The sequence below is a fragment of the Allobosea sp. RIT-PG3_2 genome, from assembly GCF_057321085.1.
In genome coordinates this window covers 34,230-55,896 of record NZ_JBXWCA010000002.1, presented here as the reverse complement: position 1 = coordinate 55,896, position 21,667 = coordinate 34,230, and the positions used below count along the sequence as shown (strand labels likewise).

At 66.0% G+C, this 21,667-nt stretch carries 18 protein-coding genes; 5 read left to right on the top strand and 13 right to left on the bottom strand.

Annotated features, from left to right (window positions below):
- The first annotated feature begins 4 nt into the window (after positions 1 to 4).
- From AC2FAN_RS06100 to AC2FAN_RS06080, 5 genes are all read left to right on the top strand, one after another.
- Positions 5 to 1,108 (top strand): NAD(P)/FAD-dependent oxidoreductase, encoded by a 1,104-nt coding sequence (locus tag AC2FAN_RS06100; RefSeq protein WP_485173096.1) that lies wholly within the window; start codon positions 5 to 7, stop codon positions 1,106 to 1,108.
- 565 nt (positions 1,109 to 1,673) lie between these two features.
- Positions 1,674 to 3,485, top strand: a complete 1,812-nt coding sequence (locus tag AC2FAN_RS06095) for a coiled-coil domain-containing protein (RefSeq protein ID WP_485173095.1) — start codon at positions 1,674 to 1,676, stop codon at positions 3,483 to 3,485.
- A gap of 65 nt (positions 3,486 to 3,550) precedes the next feature.
- Positions 3,551 to 4,591 (top strand): TAXI family TRAP transporter solute-binding subunit, encoded by a 1,041-nt coding sequence (locus AC2FAN_RS06090; RefSeq protein WP_485173094.1) that lies wholly within the window; start codon positions 3,551 to 3,553, stop codon positions 4,589 to 4,591.
- Complete coding sequence (locus tag AC2FAN_RS06085; protein ID WP_485173093.1) at positions 4,588 to 5,115, top strand: hypothetical protein; 528 nt, start codon at positions 4,588 to 4,590, stop codon at positions 5,113 to 5,115. Before AC2FAN_RS06090 ends, AC2FAN_RS06085 begins: the two co-directional genes overlap by 4 nt.
- Before the next feature lie 25 nt (positions 5,116 to 5,140).
- Complete coding sequence (locus AC2FAN_RS06080; RefSeq protein ID WP_485173092.1) at positions 5,141 to 5,647, top strand: DsrE family protein; 507 nt, start codon at positions 5,141 to 5,143, stop codon at positions 5,645 to 5,647.
- Positions 5,648 to 5,776: 129 nt separating this feature from the next.
- Here the strand turns inward: AC2FAN_RS06080 and AC2FAN_RS06075 are convergent, their stop codons facing one another.
- From AC2FAN_RS06075 to AC2FAN_RS06015, 13 genes are all read right to left on the bottom strand, one after another.
- Positions 5,777 to 7,456 carry a dipeptide ABC transporter ATP-binding protein gene (locus AC2FAN_RS06075; protein WP_485173091.1) on the bottom strand — a complete coding sequence of 560 codons (1,680 nt, stop codon included), beginning with the start codon at positions 7,454 to 7,456 and terminating at the stop codon, positions 5,777 to 5,779.
- Positions 7,453 to 8,319: an ABC transporter permease gene (locus tag AC2FAN_RS06070; protein ID WP_485173090.1), complete on the bottom strand. Its 867-nt coding sequence runs from the start codon at positions 8,317 to 8,319 to the stop codon at positions 7,453 to 7,455. Before AC2FAN_RS06070 ends, AC2FAN_RS06075 begins: the two co-directional genes overlap by 4 nt.
- On the bottom strand, positions 8,316 to 9,266 hold the full coding sequence (locus AC2FAN_RS06065; RefSeq protein WP_485173089.1) for an ABC transporter permease: 951 nt from the start codon (positions 9,264 to 9,266) through the stop codon (positions 8,316 to 8,318). The genes AC2FAN_RS06070 and AC2FAN_RS06065 overlap by 4 nt, the downstream gene beginning before the upstream one ends.
- The gene (locus tag AC2FAN_RS06060) at positions 9,247 to 10,920 is read right to left on the bottom strand and encodes an ABC transporter substrate-binding protein (protein WP_265051762.1); all 1,674 of its coding nucleotides are present in this window, start codon (positions 10,918 to 10,920) and stop codon (positions 9,247 to 9,249) included. The genes AC2FAN_RS06065 and AC2FAN_RS06060 overlap by 20 nt, the downstream gene beginning before the upstream one ends.
- A 493-nt stretch (positions 10,921 to 11,413) precedes the next feature.
- Positions 11,414 to 12,745 carry an LLM class flavin-dependent oxidoreductase gene (locus tag AC2FAN_RS06055; RefSeq protein WP_265051763.1) on the bottom strand — a complete coding sequence of 444 codons (1,332 nt, stop codon included), beginning with the start codon at positions 12,743 to 12,745 and terminating at the stop codon, positions 11,414 to 11,416.
- Between the two features lie 250 nt (positions 12,746 to 12,995).
- On the bottom strand, positions 12,996 to 13,586 hold the full coding sequence (locus AC2FAN_RS06050; RefSeq protein WP_485173088.1) for an RBBP9/YdeN family alpha/beta hydrolase: 591 nt from the start codon (positions 13,584 to 13,586) through the stop codon (positions 12,996 to 12,998).
- A gap of 239 nt (positions 13,587 to 13,825) precedes the next feature.
- Positions 13,826 to 14,368, bottom strand: a complete 543-nt coding sequence (locus AC2FAN_RS06045; RefSeq protein WP_485173087.1) for a flavin reductase family protein — start codon at positions 14,366 to 14,368, stop codon at positions 13,826 to 13,828.
- Positions 14,369 to 14,455: 87 nt separating this feature from the next.
- A complete protein-coding gene (locus AC2FAN_RS06040; protein ID WP_485173086.1) occupies positions 14,456 to 14,908 on the bottom strand; it encodes an RrF2 family transcriptional regulator in 453 nt (150 codons plus the stop codon).
- Between the two features lie 151 nt (positions 14,909 to 15,059).
- Positions 15,060 to 16,385 carry an NtaA/DmoA family FMN-dependent monooxygenase gene (locus tag AC2FAN_RS06035; RefSeq protein ID WP_485173085.1) on the bottom strand — a complete coding sequence of 442 codons (1,326 nt, stop codon included), beginning with the start codon at positions 16,383 to 16,385 and terminating at the stop codon, positions 15,060 to 15,062.
- Between the two features lie 46 nt (positions 16,386 to 16,431).
- Positions 16,432 to 18,087: a dipeptide ABC transporter ATP-binding protein gene (locus AC2FAN_RS06030; RefSeq protein WP_485173084.1), complete on the bottom strand. Its 1,656-nt coding sequence runs from the start codon at positions 18,085 to 18,087 to the stop codon at positions 16,432 to 16,434.
- A complete protein-coding gene (locus AC2FAN_RS06025; protein WP_476807449.1) occupies positions 18,084 to 18,956 on the bottom strand; it encodes an ABC transporter permease in 873 nt (290 codons plus the stop codon). Before AC2FAN_RS06025 ends, AC2FAN_RS06030 begins: the two co-directional genes overlap by 4 nt.
- A complete protein-coding gene (locus AC2FAN_RS06020) occupies positions 18,953 to 19,969 on the bottom strand; it encodes an ABC transporter permease (RefSeq protein ID WP_485173083.1) in 1,017 nt (338 codons plus the stop codon). Before AC2FAN_RS06020 ends, AC2FAN_RS06025 begins: the two co-directional genes overlap by 4 nt.
- A 62-nt stretch (positions 19,970 to 20,031) precedes the next feature.
- Positions 20,032 to 21,654, bottom strand: a complete 1,623-nt coding sequence (locus AC2FAN_RS06015) for an ABC transporter substrate-binding protein (RefSeq protein WP_485173082.1) — start codon at positions 21,652 to 21,654, stop codon at positions 20,032 to 20,034.
- Between the last annotated feature and the right edge of the window lie 13 nt (positions 21,655 to 21,667).

Below are 21,667 nucleotides of genomic sequence, written 5' to 3'. Positions count from 1 at the left end.
GATCATGACTGAGATCATTGTAGTCGGTGCCGGCGTCCTCGGGACGTCGGTCGCCTATCGGCTCGCGCGCGCCGGCGCCAAGGTCACCGTGCTCGAAGCGACCCGCGTCGGCGGGGGCACGTCGGGCATTTCCTTCGCGTGGACGAACTCCAGCAACAAGTCGCCGCGCGCCTATCACGACCTCAACGTCGCCGGCATGAAGGCGCACGCCGCCCTGAAAGACGAATTCGGCGCGACGCCCTGGTGGCATGGCGGTGGCCGTGTCGAATGGAGAGCTGAACCGGAGCAGGCTGCCCTTAAAGCCAAGGTCGAGCGTTTGCAGAGCTGGGATTATGCGGTCGAGTGGATCGATCGCAAGCAGTTGCTCGAACTGGAGCCGGACATCGCGCCCGAGGCGATCGGCGATGCGCCGATCGCCTGGTGCCCGAATGACGGCTGGCTCGATCCCGTGGTCTATGCCCACGCGATGATGAGCGCTGCCCGGCGGCACGGCGCAACCCTGCGCACCCAGACGAGGATTTCCGGCCTGATCGTCGAGAGCGGCAAGGTCAAGGGCGTGCGCAGCGAAGGTGGCGAAAGCTTTTATGCCGATCTCGTTGTGAACTGCACCGGCCGTTGGTCGAACGACACCATCGGCTCGGACTTCCCGAACATACCGCTGGCACCGACCGTTGGCTTTCTCGTTTTCACCCCGCCCGTACCAGCGAGCATCCAACGTGTCGTCGCATCACCGGTCTGCGATTTTCGCCCGGATGGAGCCGGTCGTCTGATGCTGCACTGGGGCGCTGCCGATGCGACCGTCACGCCGGAGATCGGGGTCAACCCTGGAATGGAACAGGCTGCGGATCTCGTCGATCGTCTCACCCGCATCCTGCCGGGTATCGCACCCGTGAAGCCGGAAGCTGCGCGCGTTACTGTGAGGCCGATTCCGAAGGACGGCCTGTCAGCCATCGGACCCGTCCCGGGCGTGGAGAACTATTACGTCATGGTGACGCATAGCGGTGCGACGCTCTCCCCCGCGCTCGGCGCCATGGCCGCAGACGAAATCATCAACGCCACAGAGCGGCCCGAACTCGAGAGCTTCCGGCCCGCCCGCTTCTTTGCCTAGACCCGACGGGTTTTCGACAAGGCTGGCGTAGAGCGCGACGGTTGCGTGCGCTCTGCGCCAAACTTCTTTCGGGGAGACGCGGCCGGTGAAGAATGCCTTGCGACTGGCGGGCTCTGAACGCCGAGATGAGGAGCGGCCTGGCATCGGATTTGAGCAGGAGGTCGCGCCCCGCCTCCACGTCACGAGCCAGCATTGCAAGATGATGTGGATTTCGCCCCCGGAGGGTGCGCCGAATTTGCCTCCTGAGGCGGCTGCGTTCCTGCGGCCGGCTTTCGGGTGATGAGCCGGAGTCCGCTCATGGCGCGAGGTTGAACGATCGGCGGATTCGGGCCGATCGTCGCAACCGTACAAATGGGGTACCTCGTCAGTTCAACGCCTGCCCCGATGCGCGACTTCTAGACTTGGCCGATCTGCGCTCAGGTTTATCGGCAGGAGGCGGATTCGAACGCTCGTCGACTGGCCGGATGTAGATGCCGTTCCCCGACTCCTGGAGCACCAGCTTGCACCCGGCCCAGCGTGTCGCCGGGCAGTCCCCGGGGCCGCCGACCGAATAGGCACCCGTTAAATGCGCAATACGATCGACAGTGCACGAAACGTTGAGAAAGCAGTCGTCGTCGAGGGCACTGCAGGCTTGGCTGGCGGTGACGTGCACTGGGCTCGCGACTGGGTCGAGGACAACAGGCGGATAGCGCGCCATCAGGCCGAGGCTTCGGCGGGTAACAGCGCCCGACAGGCGGCGGGCGCTAGCCGCGGCTTCTCAAGCAAACACTCCCGTAAGGCCGGGCAGCCGGCGGCGGGGTGGGGTCATGGCGTCGCCTTTCTCGGCGGTGCCGCTGCAGCAATGGTCGTGGCGGTGCTTCTTGCCCCGGGAGACATCGAAAGATCCGGCTCCGCGAAGGGCAGCGCACAACGCAGTACGAGCGCTATCCAGTTGCCGAGTCGCAGCTCCGATATCGCCATCGCGTCGAGCCTGCGAGCCGGCGCCGATCATGCGGACACGCCAGCGCAGGGAAGATCCACCGAACAGGTGCCGGAGATCGCGAAGCTGCCGCAGCCGGACGCGCAACAACTCTGGAACGCAGAGCGCGTCGGAATGGAGCAGGAACTGACCGAAGCCCGACGCACCATCGACATGCTGGACGCGCGCATGCGGACCGCGGCAGCAGACAGTGAACGGTCTCTGGCGCAGGAACGCGAGAAAGCGGCGGCTCTGATGCAAGAGGCGGCTGCCGCGCGACAGGGCCTGGCTGCACTGACGGGGCAACAGCAGCAGGCGAGCGCCGAGGAGCGCGGCCGTGGAGCCGGTCTGGCGAGCGAGCTGGCGGCCGCACGGCGAGACATCGAATTGAAGACGGCACAGCTGCGCAAAGCCAATGAAGAGGCGGAGCGATTCAAGCAGGCCGAAGCCGCAAAGGGCGCGGTGGCGCTCGAACAGGAGCGACAGAAGACGGCGGCGCTCGCCGACGTCGCAACCGCGCGCAAGGACCTGAACGCGACCAGGGAGCAGCAGCGCCAATCGCTTGAAGAGGAACGGGCGCGAAGCGCCGGATTGGCGAGCCAGCTGGCAACGGCGCAGCGTGCGATCGAGACGCAGACGGCACAGCTACGCAAAGCCGGCGACGAAACGGAGCGGTTCAAGCAAGCCGAAGCCGCAAAGGGCGCATCGGCGCTTGAACAGGAGCGACAGAAGACGGCAGCTCTCGCCGAGGTCGCGGCAGCGCGCAAGGACCTGAACACGGCGCGGGAGCAGCAGCGCCAGGCGCTCGAAGAGGAACGCGCGCGAAGCGCCGGACTGACGCAACAATTGGCGACGGCGCAGCGTGCGAGCGAAGCGCAGACGGCTCAGTCTCGTAGTGCCGGTGAGGAATCCGGCAAACTCAGGCAGGCGAGCGAGAGGACGATCGCGGAACTGCGGCAAGCCCTGCAGTCGGAACGCGAACGGATCGCCGTCATGGCCGTGGAACTCGCGGCCGCTGCACCCCTCATCGCTTTGGCTGAAGCGCCCGCAGCTGTCGCGCAAGTCAACCATGCTCCCGAACCGCCAATGGCGGCGCCGGCCGTCGTGGCGGTCGCGCCTGTGCAAGCGACTTCGGATGTGCAAGGCAACCCGGAAGCGACGCGATTGATCGCGCGGGCGAGCGCGTTGCTCGGTCAGGGCGATATCGGATCTGCGCGGGCCGTGCTCGAACGTGCGGCGGAAACGGGCAGCGCTCGGGCGAGCTTCATGCTCGCCGAGACATATGACCCCGGCATCCTGTCGGCCTGGGGCACCTATGGCACGCGCGGCGAAGTGACGAGGGCGCGTGAGCTTTATGCGAAGGCGCAGGCCGGGGGGATTCAAGAGGCCAAGCAACGCGCCGACGCACTGCTTCGATAGGCGCTCCCGCAGAGCGATGGACGCCGGCTGCGGGATTATTCGAGAATTTGGAAGGGAAGACGAGGATGAACCTGCTCCCGATACGGCGCCTGCTCCTGCTGACCGCATTCGCTGCGCTCGCTCCGGTCCTCGTGCCGACCCATTCGCAGGCGCAGCCATCACAGGTCAGCGCCCAGAGCACACCCTCACCGCGCCGGACGCGTCCGCCCGAAACGGAGCAGGAGAAGACCAATGCCTGGACGGTCGGCCTCGCCGCAGGCCTGCTGGAGGGCGCGCCGCTTCGCCTGGGCGCCGAGATGGCTCGCGTCGTCGATGACGGGCCGAATCTGCATGTCCTGCCGATCGTCACGCGCGGTGCCACGGAAAACCTGAACTCGCTGCTCTATCTGCGCGGCATCGATACGGCGATCATCAACTCCGATGCGCTGGAAGAGTACAAGATTCAGGTCCCCCAGATCCGGCGCAAGATCACTTACCTGCTCAATCTGTTTCCGTCGGAGCTGCATGTTTTCGTTCGGCCCGAGATTCAAAGCCTGCAGGATCTCGCGGGAAAGAAAGTCAATTTCAACACCCGTGGAACCGCCGCCGCCTATTCGGGGCCGCTGATCTTCAGTCGCCTCGGCATCAATGCGGAGCAGACCTTCATTCCCCATCAGGTCGCGCTCGAGCAGATGCGCAAGGGCGAGATGGCGGCCGTCGTTTTCATCACATCCAAGCCGGTGGACGCGTTCGTGCGCGGGCGCTTCGAGCCCGGCTTCAAGTTTCTTCCCGTCAAATACGACAGCAAATTCGAGGATTACTACCTGCCGGCGGTGCTCGAAGCAGGCGAATATCCCGGCCTGATCAAGCCCGGAGAACGCGTGCCGACGATTGCGGTCCCGACCGCGCTGGTCGCGTTCAATTGGCCGGCTCAGACCAACCGCCATGATCGCGTGGCCCGCTTCGTCGATATCCTGTTCAGCCGCATCGGGAAGCTGCAGGAGCCGGGTTTCGACGAGAAATGGAAGTCGATCAATCTGGCTGCGACGGTCCCGGGGCTCGACCGGTTCGCGGCGGCCCAGGAATGGCTGGATCGCCAGGGATCTGCACCGCGAGTGTCTCGATGAAAGGGATTGCGCTGGTCGCCGCCTTCGAGATTGCGAGCCGGATCGCTCTGGCGCAGGGAGCGGCCGAGCTGGCGGGCGGTGGTGACTGGATCATCAGCGAAACCACCTCACCAGTGAACTATACGCCGATGGTCACGGCCACGACATCGTCCAGCGTTGGTTCCGGGTCTCCGATGCAGCTTTCCGTTTACTGCCGCGGGGGCCGAACGGAGATGGTCGTGACGGGACCGGCCATCTCCGGCAGCGGCGCCGATTACGTTTTGTCCTACGGCCTCAATGACGGTCAGCTCGTGCAGGTTGCGGCGGGGCCGCCATTGTTTGGAACCGGGGCCGCATTCAAGGGCGATGTCGCAAGGCTGCTGCTCTCCCTTCCCGACGAGGGGGGCATGGCCATCCGCCTCTCGACACCTCAAGGGGCCGCCTATGACGGACATTTTTCTCTCAAAGGGCTGAAGGCGGCCAGGGACAGGGTCGCCGCAGCCTGCAAATGGCCGAACGCTATGTCCGGATCACGTCGCGAATAGTCCTCGAACTCAAAGGCGGAATACAATGACAACCAGGATTCGAGCCATTTTCGGAGCTACTCTTGCGGGCGGACTGGGCCTCCTCGTCGCCGTGTCGCCGTCGGCGGCGCAAGACAAGAAGCCCATGCCGGTTCCGACAGCCAAGCTGCAGGCGGCCGACAAGAAGCCGCATCACCTCATCTTGCAGGTGAATACGAACGAAGCCGGCATGATGAATCTCGCGCTCAACAATGCGACCAATGTCGCGCAATATTACCAGGACCTCGGGGAGAAAGTGGAGATCGAAGTCGTCACCTTCGGGCCTGGTCTCCACATGCTGCGGGATGACACGTCACCGGTGAAAGCACGGATCAAGGCGATTGCGGCGAGCACATCCGCGATCTCCTTCAAAGCCTGCGGAAATACCCAGGCCGGCATGAGCAAGGCCGAGAACAAGGACATCGCACTTATTCCGGAGGCAGCAGTGGTGAAATCCGGCGTCGTGCGCGTCATGGAGTTGCAGGAGAAAGGCTGGACCTATGTCAGGCCGTGACTGACACGGGTCCGCGACTTTCTGGCACCAGGCGTGTTTCCCCTGCCGATCGCTTGAAGCCCACAGTCCTTCGGCCGGAGGGGTTTGAAAGGGCGTCGGCAGGTTCAGTGTTTCAGGCAAGACGAGCAGCTACAGCCGAGGAACCGCTTCGAGGAGGCGGCGCGTATAGGCGTGTTTAGGCGCGCTGAACACGTCTTCGGCTGGGCCGGTCTCGACGATGACGCCGTCCTTCATCACCGCGATGCGGTCGCTCATATGGCGGATCACGCCGAGGTCATGCGAAATGAAGAGCATCGCCAGCCCGAGCCGGTGCTGAAGCGAGATCAGCAGGTCGAGCACCTGCGCCTGCGTCGTGACATCGAGCGCGGAAACGGGTTCGTCGCAGATCAGCAGATCGGGCTCGCTGGCCAGCGCCTGCGCGATCGAGACGCGCTGCCGCTGGCCGCCCGACAATGTGGTCGGCCGCCGGCCGAGAATATCCGGCGGGAGATTGACCAGCCGAACCAGCTCCCGCACGCGCTCCGCTCGCTGGGCCTTGCCAAGGCCGGTGTGAAGGCGAAGCGGCTGTTCGATGATCCGCTGGACGGTATAGCGCGGGTCGAAGGAATTCAGCGGGTCCTGGACGATCGTCTGGATGTGCCGGCGCAAAGGGCGACGCAGGCGTTCGGATGGCTGGCTCCAAGGAAGCCCGCGAAAGAGGACTTCGCCCTCGTCCGGCCTGCGCAGCGCGAGCGCGACCTTGCCCATCGTCGTCTTGCCGGAGCCCGATTCCCCGACGATGCCGAGGGTTTCGCCCCGGTAGACTTCAAGGGAGACACCATTCGCGGCATGGGTCACGCTGCGATCCGGGCGGGCGAAGCGGACCGCTATGTCGCGCATGGCGAGGATGGGTTCCAGACGGTCTGGCTGTGCCTTGACCGGCCGCAGGCCGGGCGCGGACAGCCAGCGGCCCCGCGTCGCCGCACCCGGCACGGCCGATAACAGGCGTTGCGTGTATTCATGACGCGGGTTCCGGAGAACCTCGGCGGCCGGCCCGGTTTCGACCAGTTCGCCGTTCTGCATCACGGCGATCCTGTCGGCGAGCTGGGCTGCGACCGCCAGATCGTGCGTGATGAGCAGGATGCCGTGCCCGGCCTTGGCGAGCCCGCCGAACACCGTCAGAATCTGCTGCTGGACAGTGACATCCAGCGCGGTTGTCGGCTCATCCGCGATCAGCAGGCGCGGGCGGGCGGCCAATGCGGAGGCGATGAGCGCTCGCTGCCGCAGCCCACCGGAGAGCTCGTGCGGATACTGCGCGGCACGCATCGCCGGATCGGGGACGCCGACGCGAGCAAGCAGGGTTTCGACCTCCTTGCCGACCTCGCTTCGCGGGAACAGCGCGTGGGTCAGGATCGGCTCGCCGACCTCTCGCCCGACCGTGCGAAGGGGATCGAGCGAGACGAGCGCGTCCTGCAGCACGAAACCGATCTCCCGGCCGCGAATCCCGGACCACTGGCGTTCTGTGAGACCGAGCAGCTCGACGGATTCGCCGCCATGGCGCGAGAGGCGCAGCGCTTCGGCGCTCACCTGCGCTCCCGGTCCCGCCAGGCCGACGAGCGCGCGTGCGGTCACCGATTTTCCCGAGCCGGATTCGCCGACGATGGCGAGGATTTCGCCTGAGCCGACGGCAAAGGAGATGCCCCGCACGACCTCCGTCGGTCCGTTCCTGCCGGGGAAGGCTATGCGCAGGCCCTCGACCTCGATGATGGTTGGTCGAGAAGCCGGTGCTGCCGCGGTCAAGTCCTGCCGTCCTACGAGTTGGACGTTCACGGCACGTCTCCCTGTGACAGCAGGAGCTGCAGGCGACGCCCCAGGATCGTGATCGCGATGACCGAGGCGGCGACGGCGGTTGCCGGGAGGAAGCTGACCCAGGGAGCGATGTCGAGGAAGTTGCGGCCATCGGCCAGAAGCGCCCCCCACTCGGCGGCCGGAGGCACCACGCCGAGGCCGATGAAGCTCAGGGCCGAGGCCGACAGCACGGCGTTGCCGACGCCGATGGTCGCGAGGACGACGAGCGGCCTGACGGCGTTGGGAACGACATGACGGGCGATGATCGCCTGCGTCGGTTCGCCGAGCGCCACGGCATGCTCGATATAACCGGATTGCCAGACGCGGAGCACCTGCGAGCGCACCAGCCTCGCATAGCCCGCGATGCTGGAAAGCCCTACGGCGAGCAGGGTGTTCGTGGGGCCTCGGCCGAGCACAGCGATGATCAGCAGGGCGAGCAGGATTTCCGGAAAGGCGAGCAGGATGTCGATCAACCGCACCAGCAGGCGCTGCAGTCCGGGCGGTGCGAGACCCGCCGCCGTCCCCAGCAGCACGCCTCCCGCGCAGCCGATGAGCGTCGCGCCGATGCCTATGCCCAGGGACTGCGAAGTGCCGTAGACCACGCGGGTGAAGACGTCGCGGCCGAGCTGGTCGGTTCCGAACCAGTGCGCAAGGCCGGGTGGCAGCAGGATCGCATCCGTATCGACCGCATCGGGCGCCAGCGACGTGAACCAGTGCGGCGCGCCGGCTGCCGCCAGGAGAAGCAGGACGAAGGCGAGCGGAACGAGCAGCCCCGGCGCGCGCCACGGATTCCCGGCACGCCTGCCGCCGCGGGTGCGGGCGATGATATCGAGAACCTCGCTCATCGCGTCGCCCTCCGCAGGCGCGGATCGATCAGCAGATAGAGCGCATCGACGAGCAGATTGATCAGGACCGAGACGAGAGCCGACAGCATCACCAGCCCGAGCAGGAGCGGCGTGTCGCGCGTCTTGATCGCCTGCAAGGTGATCTGGCCGATGCCCGACCGTCCGAACACCGTCTCGGTCAGGATCGAGCCGGCCAGAACGCCGGCGAAGAGCGTGCCGGTGAGCGTCGAGACCGCGAGCGCGGCATGCCGCAGCGCATGACGCAGGCGCAGCTGCGTTTCGCTGACGCCGCGTGTCCGGACGGTCAAGGCGAAGGGTTGCAGGAGCGCTTCCTCCAGCCCGTCCCGCAAGACCTGACTCAGCAGCGCCGCGAGCGGCAGGCTGAGCGCGACGGCGGGCAGAACCAGGGCATGGATGCCCTCTCCGCCGATGATCGGGAACCAGCCGAGATAGAAGCTGAAGACCGTCAGCAGCAGAAGGCCGACCCAATAGACCGGCGTGCTCAGCACGGCGAGCTCCAGGCCGGCGAGAAGAGTCCGCAGGCCCCTGCGCCGCCCGGCCGTGGCCAGGGCGTTGACGAAGGCGAGGCCGAGAGCCAGCGCCATCGCGGTTCCAGCGAGCTGTAGCGTCGGCCCGGCAGCCTCGCGGACGACGTCGACGACCGGCTGCCGATATTGATAGCTCTGGCCGAAATCGCCGAGCAGGGCCTGGCCGATATAGCGCGCATATTGCACCGCCAATGGCTGATCGAGCCCGAATTGTTGGATCAGTGCCTCGCGCTCGGCCGCGTCGACGATGTTCTCGCCTCCGGTGAGAACCGCGACGGGATCGCCGGGGATCGCCTTGACCGCCACGAAGGTGATCGTGGCCGCGCCCCAGAGCACGGCGACGACCACGCCGAGGCGCCTCAGCCCGACGGGCAAGACCTTACGGAGCCAGCCAGGCATCGTAGAAGTTCGGCTTCGCGTTCGTTGCCCAGCTGATGCCTTGCAGCTTCTTCGAGGCGCCGAGCTGATAGGCGGCGACATAGAGCGGCACGGCATAGGCCTGGCCGATGATCTCGGCCTGCGCCTGGCCGTAGAGTCGCCGGCGCTCGTCGCCGGTGGCGCCGATCGCCTTCGTCAGGATGTCGTCGAGGCTCTTCACGCGGGCGTTGTTGGAGCCATTCGGAGGAATATAGGCCGAATGGAAGACGGTCCGCAGGATGTCCGGCTCGGCGCGCACATAGTATAGCGAGGTGAGATCATAGTCGTTCGCCCCCGTGCGGGCCGTGTAGCCGCCGGCATCGACCGGATCGAGCTGCAGGTCGAAGCCCGCCTTCTTCACCGAGAACTGGACGGCCTGGGCCAGCGTCAGGTCCGAGGCGCCCCAAGCGGCCGCGTCGTAGACGAAACGGACGGCGAGCCGTTCTCCGCCCTTCGCGCGAATGCCTTCGGCATCCCTGGCGCTCCAGCCGGCCTCGTCGAGCAGCCTCGCGGCCTTCTGCGGGTCGAAGCCCCAGCCCGATGCGATCTTCGGGTCGTGGTAGAGCGTCGAAGGGCCGAGGATATTGTCGGCCGCCTTCAGGCTGCCGAAGAAGGCGGCCTTGACCGCGGATGGCGCATCGACGGCGCTCTGGAAGGCCTGGCGGACGCGGGCATCGGCGAAAGGCCCCCGGCTCGTGTTGAGGAAAAGCGCGCGGTTCACGCCGGGGTTCTCCCGCGTCACGACCTGAAGGCGATTATCCGCCTGGACCGTTCGGAAATTGGCCGGCGGCACCTCGTCGATCGCTTGTGCCTGCCCGCTGCTGAGAGCGCCGAGGCGAACGGAGGATTCGGGCAGATACCGGAACACGATGGCGTCGAGATGGGCCGGCCCCTGATGCGCCGCATAGCCGGGGCCCCAGTTGTAGTCGCCACGCTTGGTCAGCCGGCTGCCGCTGCCCTTGGTGAAGCTTTCGAGCAGGAACGGGCCTGAGCCGATGACGGTATTGGTCGTGCTCTTGGCATTGCGCAGATAGGTCGGCGACTGGATGCCGAGATAGGGCAGGCTGAGCCCCTGCAAAAGTGGCGCGAAGGACTGCTTGTAGGAAATGACGAGGGTCCCGGAATCTGGGGCCGCGATGCTGTCGACCGGCCCAAGCAGCGATTTCGCGTAGCTCGACGTGGTTTTGGGGTCGAGGATGCGGTCGAAGTTGAACTTCACCGCTTCGGCATCGAGCGGAGTGCCGTCGCTGAAGGTCACGCCGCGTCGCAGATGGAAGGTGTAGACGGTGTTGTCGGCGTTCACCTCCCAGCGTTCCGCCAGCCAGGGCGCGAAGCGATTATCCTCGGCCTGGCCGACAAGGGAGTCGACGAGATTGCGCGTGATGAGCGCCGTGATGGAGTTGCCCGTGATCGAGGGGTCGATGATCGCTGTGTCGCTCGCCAGGCCCACAGTCAGCGTACCACCAGCGACCGGCTTGCCTGCGGGCTGGTTGTCGGCGGCGAATGCCGGGCTGCCCGTCGCAAGCAGGGAAACGGCAACTGCCGCCGCAAGCAGGCGATGTACACGAGCAGGAGCGGCGTTATGAGGGGATGGGCGCCACGCGCGGCGGACAGTGTGGAGTTCGGCCTGATTCATTGAGAAACCTTCAGATGAAAAGCAGCATCGGCGCGGGCCTGCGATGGCCGCGACCTTGAGCCTTTGGCGCGTTGAAAATCGGTGTTTGGTCGAAGCTGTGCCGGTGAGGTCGGCGGTCTACTTCCCGCCACGACGAGGCGTTTCGCCGGTGCGGGTCCAGTGCAGAAAAGCAGACAGGCGCAGCAGAGCGTGGACGATGAAATTGAAGGGCACAATCATGGGCTTTCCTCAAAATAAAAGGAGCCCACGGCTATGCTCGTGGTGCTTTTAGCATTGGTGACGCGGTGCAAGCTGCTCCAACAAATCCCGCGAACGTCATGGTCGGAACCACGGCGATATCAGTAATAATCGTTTGGTGACGGCGCTCCGTCAATCGAATGGCTTTTCAAATACATTCGATCGCAAGCAAAAATCCGCTTCGGCCGGGCTCCGGGACGGAATGTTCGACCCGCGCGGCTTTACCGGGAGCTATTCGGCGCGATGCGCCGCGCCGCTACCGCCCGGCGAAGAAGCGGTTGGCCGGGCGTGGAAGGCCGAGATGGTCGCGGAGCGTGGGACCGGTGTACTCGGTCCGGAACAGCCCCCGCCGCTGCAGTTCCGGAACGACCTTATCGACGAAATCGTCGAGCCCTGCCGGCAGGTAAGGGAACATCACGTTGAAGCCATCGCTGCCGCGTTCCACCAGCCACTCCTCCATGGCATCCGCGATGGTCTTCGGCGTGCCGACGAAGGCGAGCCCGCCATAGCCGCCGAGGCGCTGGGCGAGCTGGCGCACCGTCAGGTTCTCGTCGCGTGCGAGTGCGATGGTGCGCTCGCGGCCGCTCTTGCTCGCATTGGTGTCGGGAATTTCGGGCAGCGGCAGATCGGGATCGAAGCCCGAGGCGTCATGGCCCAGCGCGATCGACAGCGAGGCGATGGCGCTGTCGTAATGGACGAAGGAATCGAGCAGCGCCCGTTTCTCGCGGGCCTCATCGACACTGTCGCCGACAACGACGAGGACGCCCGGAAGGATCTTGAGATGGTCGGGGTTGCGTCCGAACTTCGCCATCCGTCCCTTGACGTCGGCGTAGAAGGCCTGCCCCTCGGCCAGCGTGCGATGTGCCGCGAAGACCGCCTCCGCCGTCTCGGCTGCGAGCTGGCGTCCGGCCTCCGAGGCTCCGGCCTGGACGATGACCGGCCAGCCCTGCACGGGCCTCGCTATGTTGAGCGGGCCGCGCACCGAGAGATGCGGGCCCGTATGGTCGAGCACATGCATCTTGTCGGGGTCGAAATAGAGGCCGCTGTCGCTGTCGCGGATGAAGGCGTCGTCGGCGAAGGAATCCCACAGGCCGGTGACGACGTCGTAGAACTCGCGCGCCCGGTCATAGCGTTCGCCATGCTCCCGATGCTCGGTGAGGCCGAAATTGAGGGCGGCATCGGGATTCGAGGTCGTGACGATGTTCCAGCCGGCGCGCCCGCCACTGATATGGTCGAGCGAGGCGAAACGCCGGGCAACGTGATAGGGCGCGTCGAAGGTGGTCGAGGCGGTGGCGACGAGGCCGATGCGCTCTGTCACGCCGGCGAGCGCCGAAAGCAGCGTGAACGGCTCGAACGAGGTGACCGTATGACTGCGCTTCAGCGCCTCGACCGGCATGTTCAGCACCGCAAGGTGGTCGGCCATGAAGAAGGCGTCGAACTTGCCGGCTTCGAGCTTCCGGGCGAAGCGCTTGAGGTGCCCGAAATTGAAGTTGGCATCCGGAAAGGCGCCGGGATAGCGCCAGGCGCCGGTGTGGATGCTGACCGGGCGCATGAAGGCGCCGAGATGAAGCTGGCGGGGGGACGTCATGGGGAACCCTGCTGGCAAGCCATAGCAAAACGCCCCGCTCAGCTAAGCGTCAGCGGAGCCGCGCGCCATGCTCAGGGGTCAGAAAACGATAATCCGTGCGAACCCCGAGCTGTTCGGAGAAGGACCGTCTCCCGAGGCTGTCTTCAGGAGCAAGCGGTTGCCAGGCGAGTGTTTGGTTGCCGGTTAGGAGTTGCCGGTTCATTCCAAGGAGGGCGTCGGTCGGTATCCTGCATCTTCCTAGCGGGCAGCTTCAATGCAATCGGGATGTGGTGCCCGAGCGACCGACACGGTGCTCCGGCGCGATGCTCCCGCGACGCCAGAGAAGCTGGTCGAGCAAGCGCAGCCCCTCGGCCCAGTTGCCATGGCCGCTGGCGACGTTGATGTGTCCGGCGTTCCCGAGATCGACAAAGGCTGCGTCCCAAATGTTCGCGATGATCCGCGCGCGGTCGATCGCCATGTAGGGGTCCGTTCGGCTGGCCACGACAATCGCCGGGAACTGAAACGGCACGTCCGGCAGGGGGCCGAACGAGGCGATGCCTTGAATCTTCGAGATCCTCAGTTCGGGGTCGGCCGGCGCCACCAGCAGGGCGCCGCCAATTGGAAGATAGGGATAGCGGGCTGCCAGGTGAGCGATGAGCGTCGAACCGAGGCTATGCCCGACGAGGACGGCGCCCGGGCGCCGCATCACATGCCGATGGATCGCGCTGATCCATGCTTCTAGATCCGGCGCATGCCAGTCCTTCTGTTGGACGCGCTCTGCCCGTTCGATTTCGGCTGCCCATCGGCTTTGCCAATGCGCGGGCTCGGAATCGTGGAGGCCTGGAACGATGAGGACTGACATGGCGCTGCTCCCTCGTGCAGCGCTGATGATCGGCCTGTTGGCTTCGTTCGGTCAATGAAACGGATTGGCAAATTTGGACTGGTTTAGAGGACGGTTCTCTGCCGCGGTGACGGTTTCAAGAACAGCCGCCTTCGCCGGCAGCGCCTCGCGGACGGGGTCCGGGGCCAGAGCGCGCTGGTTTTGCATGGAACAATCAGCGGTCCGCCCTCGAAATTTGCTCTCGCGCGACTCGGTGCGCCTCAAATACCCGCGCCGTACTGCAAGCTCTCGTCGAGCTTGCCATAGAGGCCTCGCCAATAGAGCAGGGCGCCTTCATCCTGTGCGTGCCGGATCGCCTTGATACGGCCGATGAGGATGGTGTGCGAATGCCGCTCGATCGCTTCCTCGGTGTCGCAATCGAGCACCGCAAGGGCGCCGTCGAGCGTCGGCGCGCCGGTTGCCAAGCGAGCCCAGTCGCCTTCTTCGAAGCGCGCCTCGCCCTTGAAGCCACCACGCCCGGCGAAACGATCCGCGATGCTCTGGTGCCGGGCCGCGAGCACGTTGATCGCGAAGTGGCCGGCGGCTTCGATCGTCGGCCAGGCTGAGGCGTTGCGGTTGACGCAGACGATGACGGTGGGCGGGTCTGCGGACAGCGCCGTCAGCGAAGTGGCGGTCAAACCTGCACGGCGCCGATCATGGCTCGCGGTGATGACGCTCACGGCGCCCGCGACATTTCTCATCACGGCCTTGAACGCATCGGCGTGAATGTCGCGCGCTGCGATAGGCGAAGCTTGTTGGTTCATCCGTCACCGCATTCTTCGTGCGGCTCCGAATGCCGCAGGAATTTGTTAAGCGGCGAGGGGTCTATTGTCTATATAATTAGTAGATAATTAGATTGCGTAGTCAGCCTGAAGCGGCCTGCTCGCCATCGACCGCTGAACCAGATCGGCGATCGTCGTCGCATCGACGACGCCTGCGATGGCATCGCGGACGTCGCTCATGACCGAGCGGACAGGACAGGAGTCGATGTCGCAGCAATCTTCACAAGCGCGAAAGGCAGAGCGGCTGGCGCAGGCGATCGGCGCGATCGGCCCCTCCAAAGCGCGGATCACGGCTCCGACCTTGATCGAGCGAGCCGGCTTGGCGAGCGCATAGCCGCCGCCCGGCCCCTTCTTGCTGCGCAGCATGCCGGCATTGCGCAGATCGAGCAGAATGGCGTCGAGGAACTTCTTCGGGATGTTGTTCTTCAGGGCGACGTCGGCGACCTGCGCGGTTTCGCCGGCTTCCAGCCGCGCAAGATGCACGATCGCCTTGAGACCGTATTTCCCCTTGTTGGTCAGCACCTGATCCACCCGTGCGTTGAATGTATAGTTTCCCTATCAAGCTTTGGGCTATTAGCAACATGTTCTCCGCAATGGTGGATGCGGGGAATAATGATCTCGGCAGCAGGAGAGAAATGGAACGGGCAGATGGTGCCCGTTCCAAGAGACGGCTTCAGGCGCTGCGAGCGATCGAAGGGGCAGCCGAATTCGATGCCACGGGCGGCAGCTGAAGGTTGGAGCGGAAGTCGTCTCCGACATAGTCGGTGTCGATCAGCGCGCGGCGGCGCAGCTCGGGCAGCAGGCCGTTGAGCAGCAGGTCTTCCTGATCGGGGTTGCCGAGGCCGTGCAGGGTGAGGACATCCAGCACGCCCGCCCGGAAGCGTTCTTCGATCGCATCGGCGAGCTGCTCGGGCGTTCCTGCGACGGACCAATGGCCGGTTTCCTGCGCTTCGATTATGAGCTCGCGCAGCGTCAACCCCTGCTTGGCATAACGGCTGAAGATTTCCACGCGCCCGCGCCGCCGGTTGGTGCTCGTCACCTCCGGCAGCAGGCTGTCGGGCAGGGGCTTGTCCAGCGGCAGCCCGGACAGGTCGACATCGCCTCCGAGCATGTCGGCAAGCTTGAGGCGTCCCAGTTCGTAGTCGATGCGCTCATGCTTTTCCTTCAGGCGCCGGGCGACGTCCGCATCGGATTCGCCGATGACCGAATGGAACGAGTTCATCACGAAGGGCAGGCTGTCGCCGCGTCCAAAGCTTGCAGCCCGGCGGCGCAGCTCGGTCACGAAGGCGATCGCGCCCTCCAGCTTCGGCTGCGAGGTGTAGACGACTTCGGCATAGCGAGCCCCGACATTGATGCCGGCTTCGGATTGCCCGGCCTGAAACTGCACCGGGCGCCCCTGCGGCAGCGGCGGCACGTTCAACGGTCCCTGGACGCTGAAATGCCGGCCCCGGTAGTCGATGCGATGGAATTTCGTCGGGTCGAGCGTGATCGCTCCGGAGGCCTTGCGCGCGACGGCGTCCCGCTCATTCGCATCATAGAGCGCGTTGACGATCTCGATGAACTCCGCGGCGCGCGCATAGCGATCTTCCGGGCTGAGCAGCGCCTCGCCGAAATTCTCCTCGCCGACCGAGGAGGTCACGGCGTTCCAGGCGGCGCGGCCGCTGCTGGCGTGGTCCAGCGTGCCGATCAGGCGTGCCAGATTGTAGGGGTGGTGAAACGTCGTAGAAACCGTCGCGACGAGGCCGATCCGCGACGTCACCTGGCTGAGCGCGGCGAGCGCGATGATCGGGTCCTGCACTCCGGCGGTCCCGGCCAGGCCGGCGGGGTCGATCTGCAGCAGGTCGGCGGTGAAGAGACCGGTGATCTTCTCGGCCTCCGCCCTGCGAGCGAATTCGACGGCTCGCTTCACCCCTGCCGCCGGATCGGCATCGTTCGAAGCCGTGATGACATTGGAGGCCCCCATCAGGGTCTTGAGGCGGCGGCGAGGGGCGGGCGACATGGGGAACTCCTTCTCTTGGGTCTATCGTTGAGCGGTTGCGTCGGGCTCAGGCGAGAGTGGGCACGGCATCGAGCAGGGCGCGCGTGTAGCTGTGGCTCGGCTGCGCGAAGACCGTCTCGACCGCGCCGGCCTCGACGATCCGGCCGTCCTTCATCACCAGGACACGATCCGTCAGGTGGTGGATGACGCCGAGATCGTGGGAGATGAAGAGCAGGGCGGTGCCCGATGCGGCCTGCAGTTCAGCCAATAGATCGAGCACCTGCGCCTGCACGGAGACGTCGAGCGCACTGACAGGCTCGTCGGCGATCAACAGTTTCGGACGCGGGGCAAAGGCGCGCGCGATCGCCACGCGCTGGCGCTGTCCGCCGGAAAGCTCGCGCGGATAACGGTCGAGGAAGGCGGCCCCCAGGCGTACGGCGTCGAGAACCTCGATGACGCGCCGGCGCCGGTCGCGGCCGAAGATGCCGGCCGTATCGAGGCTTTCGCCGACGATCTTCTCGACGGTATAGCGCGGATCGAAGGAACTCAGCGAGTCCTGCGCGATCAGCTGCATGCTGGCGCGCCGCGAGCGGCGCTCGGCCTCGCTGCGATGGCTCCAGGGCTGGCCGTCGACGAGAACCGTCCCGCTATCGGGCTCGACGAGCCCGAGCACGATCTTTGCCACGGTGGTCTTGCCCGAGCCGGACTCGCCGACGATGCCCAGAGCCTCGCCGGCAGCCAGATCGAAGGAGACGTTGTTGACCGCGAAGGCGCCGCTCGGACCACCATAGCGCTTGACGAGATTGCTGGCCGCGAGCACGCGCTGAGCCGGGTCGATGCGCTTCGGCGGCAGCGGAATGCGTTGGCGCTCTGCTGGCGATTGCGGGGAGGGAGTGCCGGTTTCTGCCGGCGAGGCCGGCGATAATCGAAAGCCTCGGGAACCAGCGGAAGGCACGGCATCGAGCAGCTGCCGCGTATAAGGATGTACCGGCTGGGTGAGAATCTGGTGCGTCGGCCCTTCCTCGACGATGCGCCCCTGCTTCATCACCAGGACGCGGTCGGCGAGGCGCGACACGACGGCGAGGTCGTGGCTGATCAGCAGCAGCGTGTGCCCGGCCTGCTTCCGCTCCGCCAGCAGGTCGAGAATCTGCTTCTGCACGGTCGCGTCCAGCGCCGTGGTGGGCTCGTCGGCGATCAGCAGGGACGGCTGCCGGGCGATGGCCGTGGCGATCAGCGCCCGCTGCCGCAGCCCGCCTGAAAGCTGGTGAGGATATTGCGGCAGGCGCCGCTCAGGATCGGGAATGCCGACCGAGCGCAGCAGGGCACGGCTCTCGTCGCGGATGTCGCGGCGCCTGAACACGCCCGGACTGCCGAAGGCGTCCGCGAGCTGTTGGGAGACCTTGCGCAGCGGGTCAAGCGAGACGAGCGCATCCTGCAGGACGAAGCCGATCGTCTCGCCGCGCAGGCGCCGCCAGTCGCGCTCGCGAAAGCCGACCACGCCGCCGCCGGCAATGTCGAAGCGGCTGGCGCCGATGACGGCGCCGGGGCCGGAGAGCCCGATCAGCGCGCGGGCCGTCACCGACTTGCCCGAACCGGACTCGCCGACCAGAGCGACCGTCTCGCCCGGATGGATCGTCAGGTCGATGCCATGAACGACGCGATTCTCTTCCCGGCCGTGACGGAAGGCGATGGTGAGGTCTCGGATCTCGACGAGCGGTGTCATCCTGCCCTCCTGCCTTCGAAGGCGGCCTGCCAGCGCCGCCCGAGGACGCTGATCGCGATGACAGTCAGAGTGATGGCGAGGCCGGGCCAGACCCCGATCCACCAGGCGACCCGCAGGTAGTTGCGCGCCTCCGCCAGCATCGCCCCCCATTCCGGCGCCGGCGGCTGCGGGCCCATGCCGAGGAAGCTGAGGCCGGCGGCGCCGATGATCGCGGTGCCGAGGCCGATAGTGGCGAGGATCGGCACCTGCGCGACGGCATGCGGCAACACATGGCGCAGCACGAGGACCGTTCTGCTGAGGCCGAAGGTCCTGGCCTGCTCGACATAGCCGCTTCTGGCGATGACGAAGGTCTGCGCGCGGACGACGCGGGCAAAGCGCGGGATGAAGGCGACCCCGAGCGCGAAGATCAGGTTGGTCGTGCCGGGCCCGGTGAAGGAGATCAGCACCAGCGCCAGCAACAGGTCCGGAAAGGCCGAGACCACATCGAGAAAGCGGGTGATGATCTCGTCGACGAGGCCGCGGGACAGGCCGGCGAGGAGGCCGAAGGCAGAGCCGACCGTCGCGGCGAGGGCGACGGCGCTGACGCCGATCAGGATCGAGTAGCGCGCGCCGTGGACGACGCGCGAGAAGACATCCCGCCCGAGATGATCGGTGCCGAACCAATGCTCCCATGAAGGAGGAAGCTGCGCTTGCAGCGGGTCCGCGGCGATGGGGTCGGCCATGGCCAGAAGCGCCGGCCAGAAGGTCGCGACGGCGACGAAGGTCAGGAAGAGACCAGCCAGGCCGATACCGGGATTTGACGACAGGAAGCCCAGTAACGAGCGGCGGCGCTCGGCTTCGCCCTCCACAGATGCCGGAAGCGCGCTCATCGGGCGCTCTCCCGGCTCTCGTCGCGTAGGCGGGGGTCGAGCAGCAGATAGAGCACGTCCACCAGCGTGCTCAGCGTCACATAGGTGAAGGCGGAGAGGATCGCGACGGCCAGCACCACCGGCATGTCGTGGCCCAGCACGGCCTCGACGGTGATGCGGCCGAGCCCTGGCCGGCCGAACACCGACTCCGTGATGACGGCGCCCGACAGCAGGCTGCCGACCAGCCAGCCCGTCAGCGTCACGGCTGGCAAGGCCGCGTGGCGCAGCCCGTGCCGCAGCCGCAGCACGAGGCCGCTCGTGCCCCAACTGCGGACGGTCAGTGCGAACGGCTCCTCGAGCGCGCGTTCCAGCCCTTGCCGCAGCACCTGTCCCACCACCGCGCCCAGCGGCAGCCCGAGCGAGAGGGCGGGCAGCACCAGCGCCGAGAAGCTCCTGTCGCCCGATACGGGAAAGAGCTTGAGCGTGAAGGAAAAGAGATAGAGCAAGAGGATGCCGAGCCAGAAGGATGGCGTCGAGACCAGCGTCAGCTCCAGCGCGCCGGCGATGCTGCGCGGAATGCGCCGGCCGGCCGTCAGGACCGCGCTCACCACGGCGAACACGATCGCGACGACAAGCGCGGCGGCCGTGAGCTTCAATGTCGGCAGGATCTGCGAAAGCACGAGCTGCGAGACATCGGTCTGAAGGATGTAGGAGCGCCCGAAATCGCCGTGGAGGATGCGCGTGAGATAGCTGAGATACTGCGACAGCAACGGCTCATCGAGGCCCCATTCGGCGCGGATCGCCGCCTCCACTTCGGGCGTGCGCAACTGCTCGCCGATCAGCAGGCTGACGATGTCGCCCGGCGCCAGGTGCAGGCTGACGAAGCTCAACGTCACGGCGGCCCAGAGCACGAGCAGGCCGGAACCGACCCGGCCCGGGATCTGCGCCGTCAGGCCGTTGCGCAGCAGCCGGAGCGGGCGGGATGCGCCAAGGGCGGGCGCGGGGTTGATGGCCGAAGTATTATGGGAATCCATGCTCTTCCGTTCCTGCGATCATCGGCTGGCATTCACCGGCCGAAGAGGAGTCGAGAGATCCGCTATTCGCTGCGCCAGAGGTCGTAGGCGCTCTCGGGCATCTGCTCGAACGGACGGAAACCGATGCCCTTGACGTAGCTCGCCGCCGCGACCTGATCCTCCGGCTCGTAGAGCGGCAGGGCATAGGCCTGGTCGAGGATCGCGAAGCGCTGCAGCCTGGCGTAGAACTCGAAGCGCTTCTTGTGATCGAGCGTCGAGGCGGCTTCCTTCAGCCACTGCGACAGTTCCGGCGCGGCTGCACGGCTGTAATTGATCGAGCCACCCTGATCGACCGGCAGATAGTGATACTCGATGTCGATGGCGTCGGTCGGCGTGTTGGAGTTGGCGATCGATCCGAACTGACCGGTCTTGCGCCGCTCCGTGTAGGTGCCGGCGTCGACGAAGACGATGGCGAGATCGATGCCGGCATTCTGCCGTGCCTGCGCCTGCAATGCCTGCAGCAACACGTCGCGCTGGTCGCGCACGGTCGCCTGGGCCTGCACGACTTCGATCGTCAGCCGTTTTCCATCCTTCGTGCGGAAACCCTGCGGGTCGCGGCTGGTCCAGCCGGCCTCGTCGAGCAGCTGGTTGGCGCGTTTCGGATCGGCGCCGTAGCTCTTCTCGATGGTCCTGTCGTAGAACTGCGTGTCGACGGGCGAGGCGATGCCCCAGGCCCTGGTACGCTCGCCGCGATAGACCGACTTCAGGACGCCATCGACGTCGATGGCGGCGATCAGGGCCTTGCGGACCCTGACATCCTCGGTCGGTCCCCAGGTGACATTGAGGAACAGCGAATAGGGCGTGCCGGTGTTGAGCGCCGTCTGGTAGCTGAAATCGGCATTGCCCTTGAACAGGCCGGCATCGTTGCCCGAGACGCCCTCGATCACATCAACCTGACCGGAGCTGAGGGCGCCCGTGCGCACCGACGACTCCGGCAGGAAGCGATAGGTGACCTCGTCGAGATAGGCGGGTCCCTGATGGCCGGCATTGGCGGGGGCCCAGTTGTAATCGGGGTTCCTCGCGAACCGGAGTTCCTGCCCCTTCGCGTAGCGCTTCAGGATGAAGGGGCCGGTTCCGGCGATCTCCGGCCCGCCTGATTTGAGCTGACCGGATGCGAAGGCGCCGGGCGAGAGGAGTTCGAGCCCGGCCGCGTAGTCGAGAAAGGGCGCGTAGACCCGGTCGAGCGTGAAGGAGACGGTGCGCTCGTCGGGCGTCCTGATGTCGATGATGCGGGCGACGGGGCCAGCGCTCACGCTCCCGGAATAGGTCGCGTCCTTCAGTTTGGCGAAGTTCGTCGCGACGGCGGCGGCATTGAACGCCTGGCCATCCGTGAATGTAACGCCGTCGCGCAGCCTGAACGTGTAGGTCCGCCCGTCCTCGGAAATCTCGTAGCTGGTCGCGAGCCAGGGCACATAGCCGCCCTCCGCGGTGCGGGCGAGCAGCGATTCATAGGCGTTGCGCAGCAGGAGCTTGGTCTTGTCCTGGCCGTTCAGCTGCGGGTTGAGCGTGGCGGGCTCGGTCTCGACACCCCAGGTCAGCTTGCCGCCGCTGACGGGCTTCCTGTCGCTCGCCAGGGCCGGCGCGCAAAGGGCTGTCGTCGCCAGGAGCACGGCGCCCAGGCTCAGAAAATGCCTGCGTACGAGCATTGCAGTTCTATCT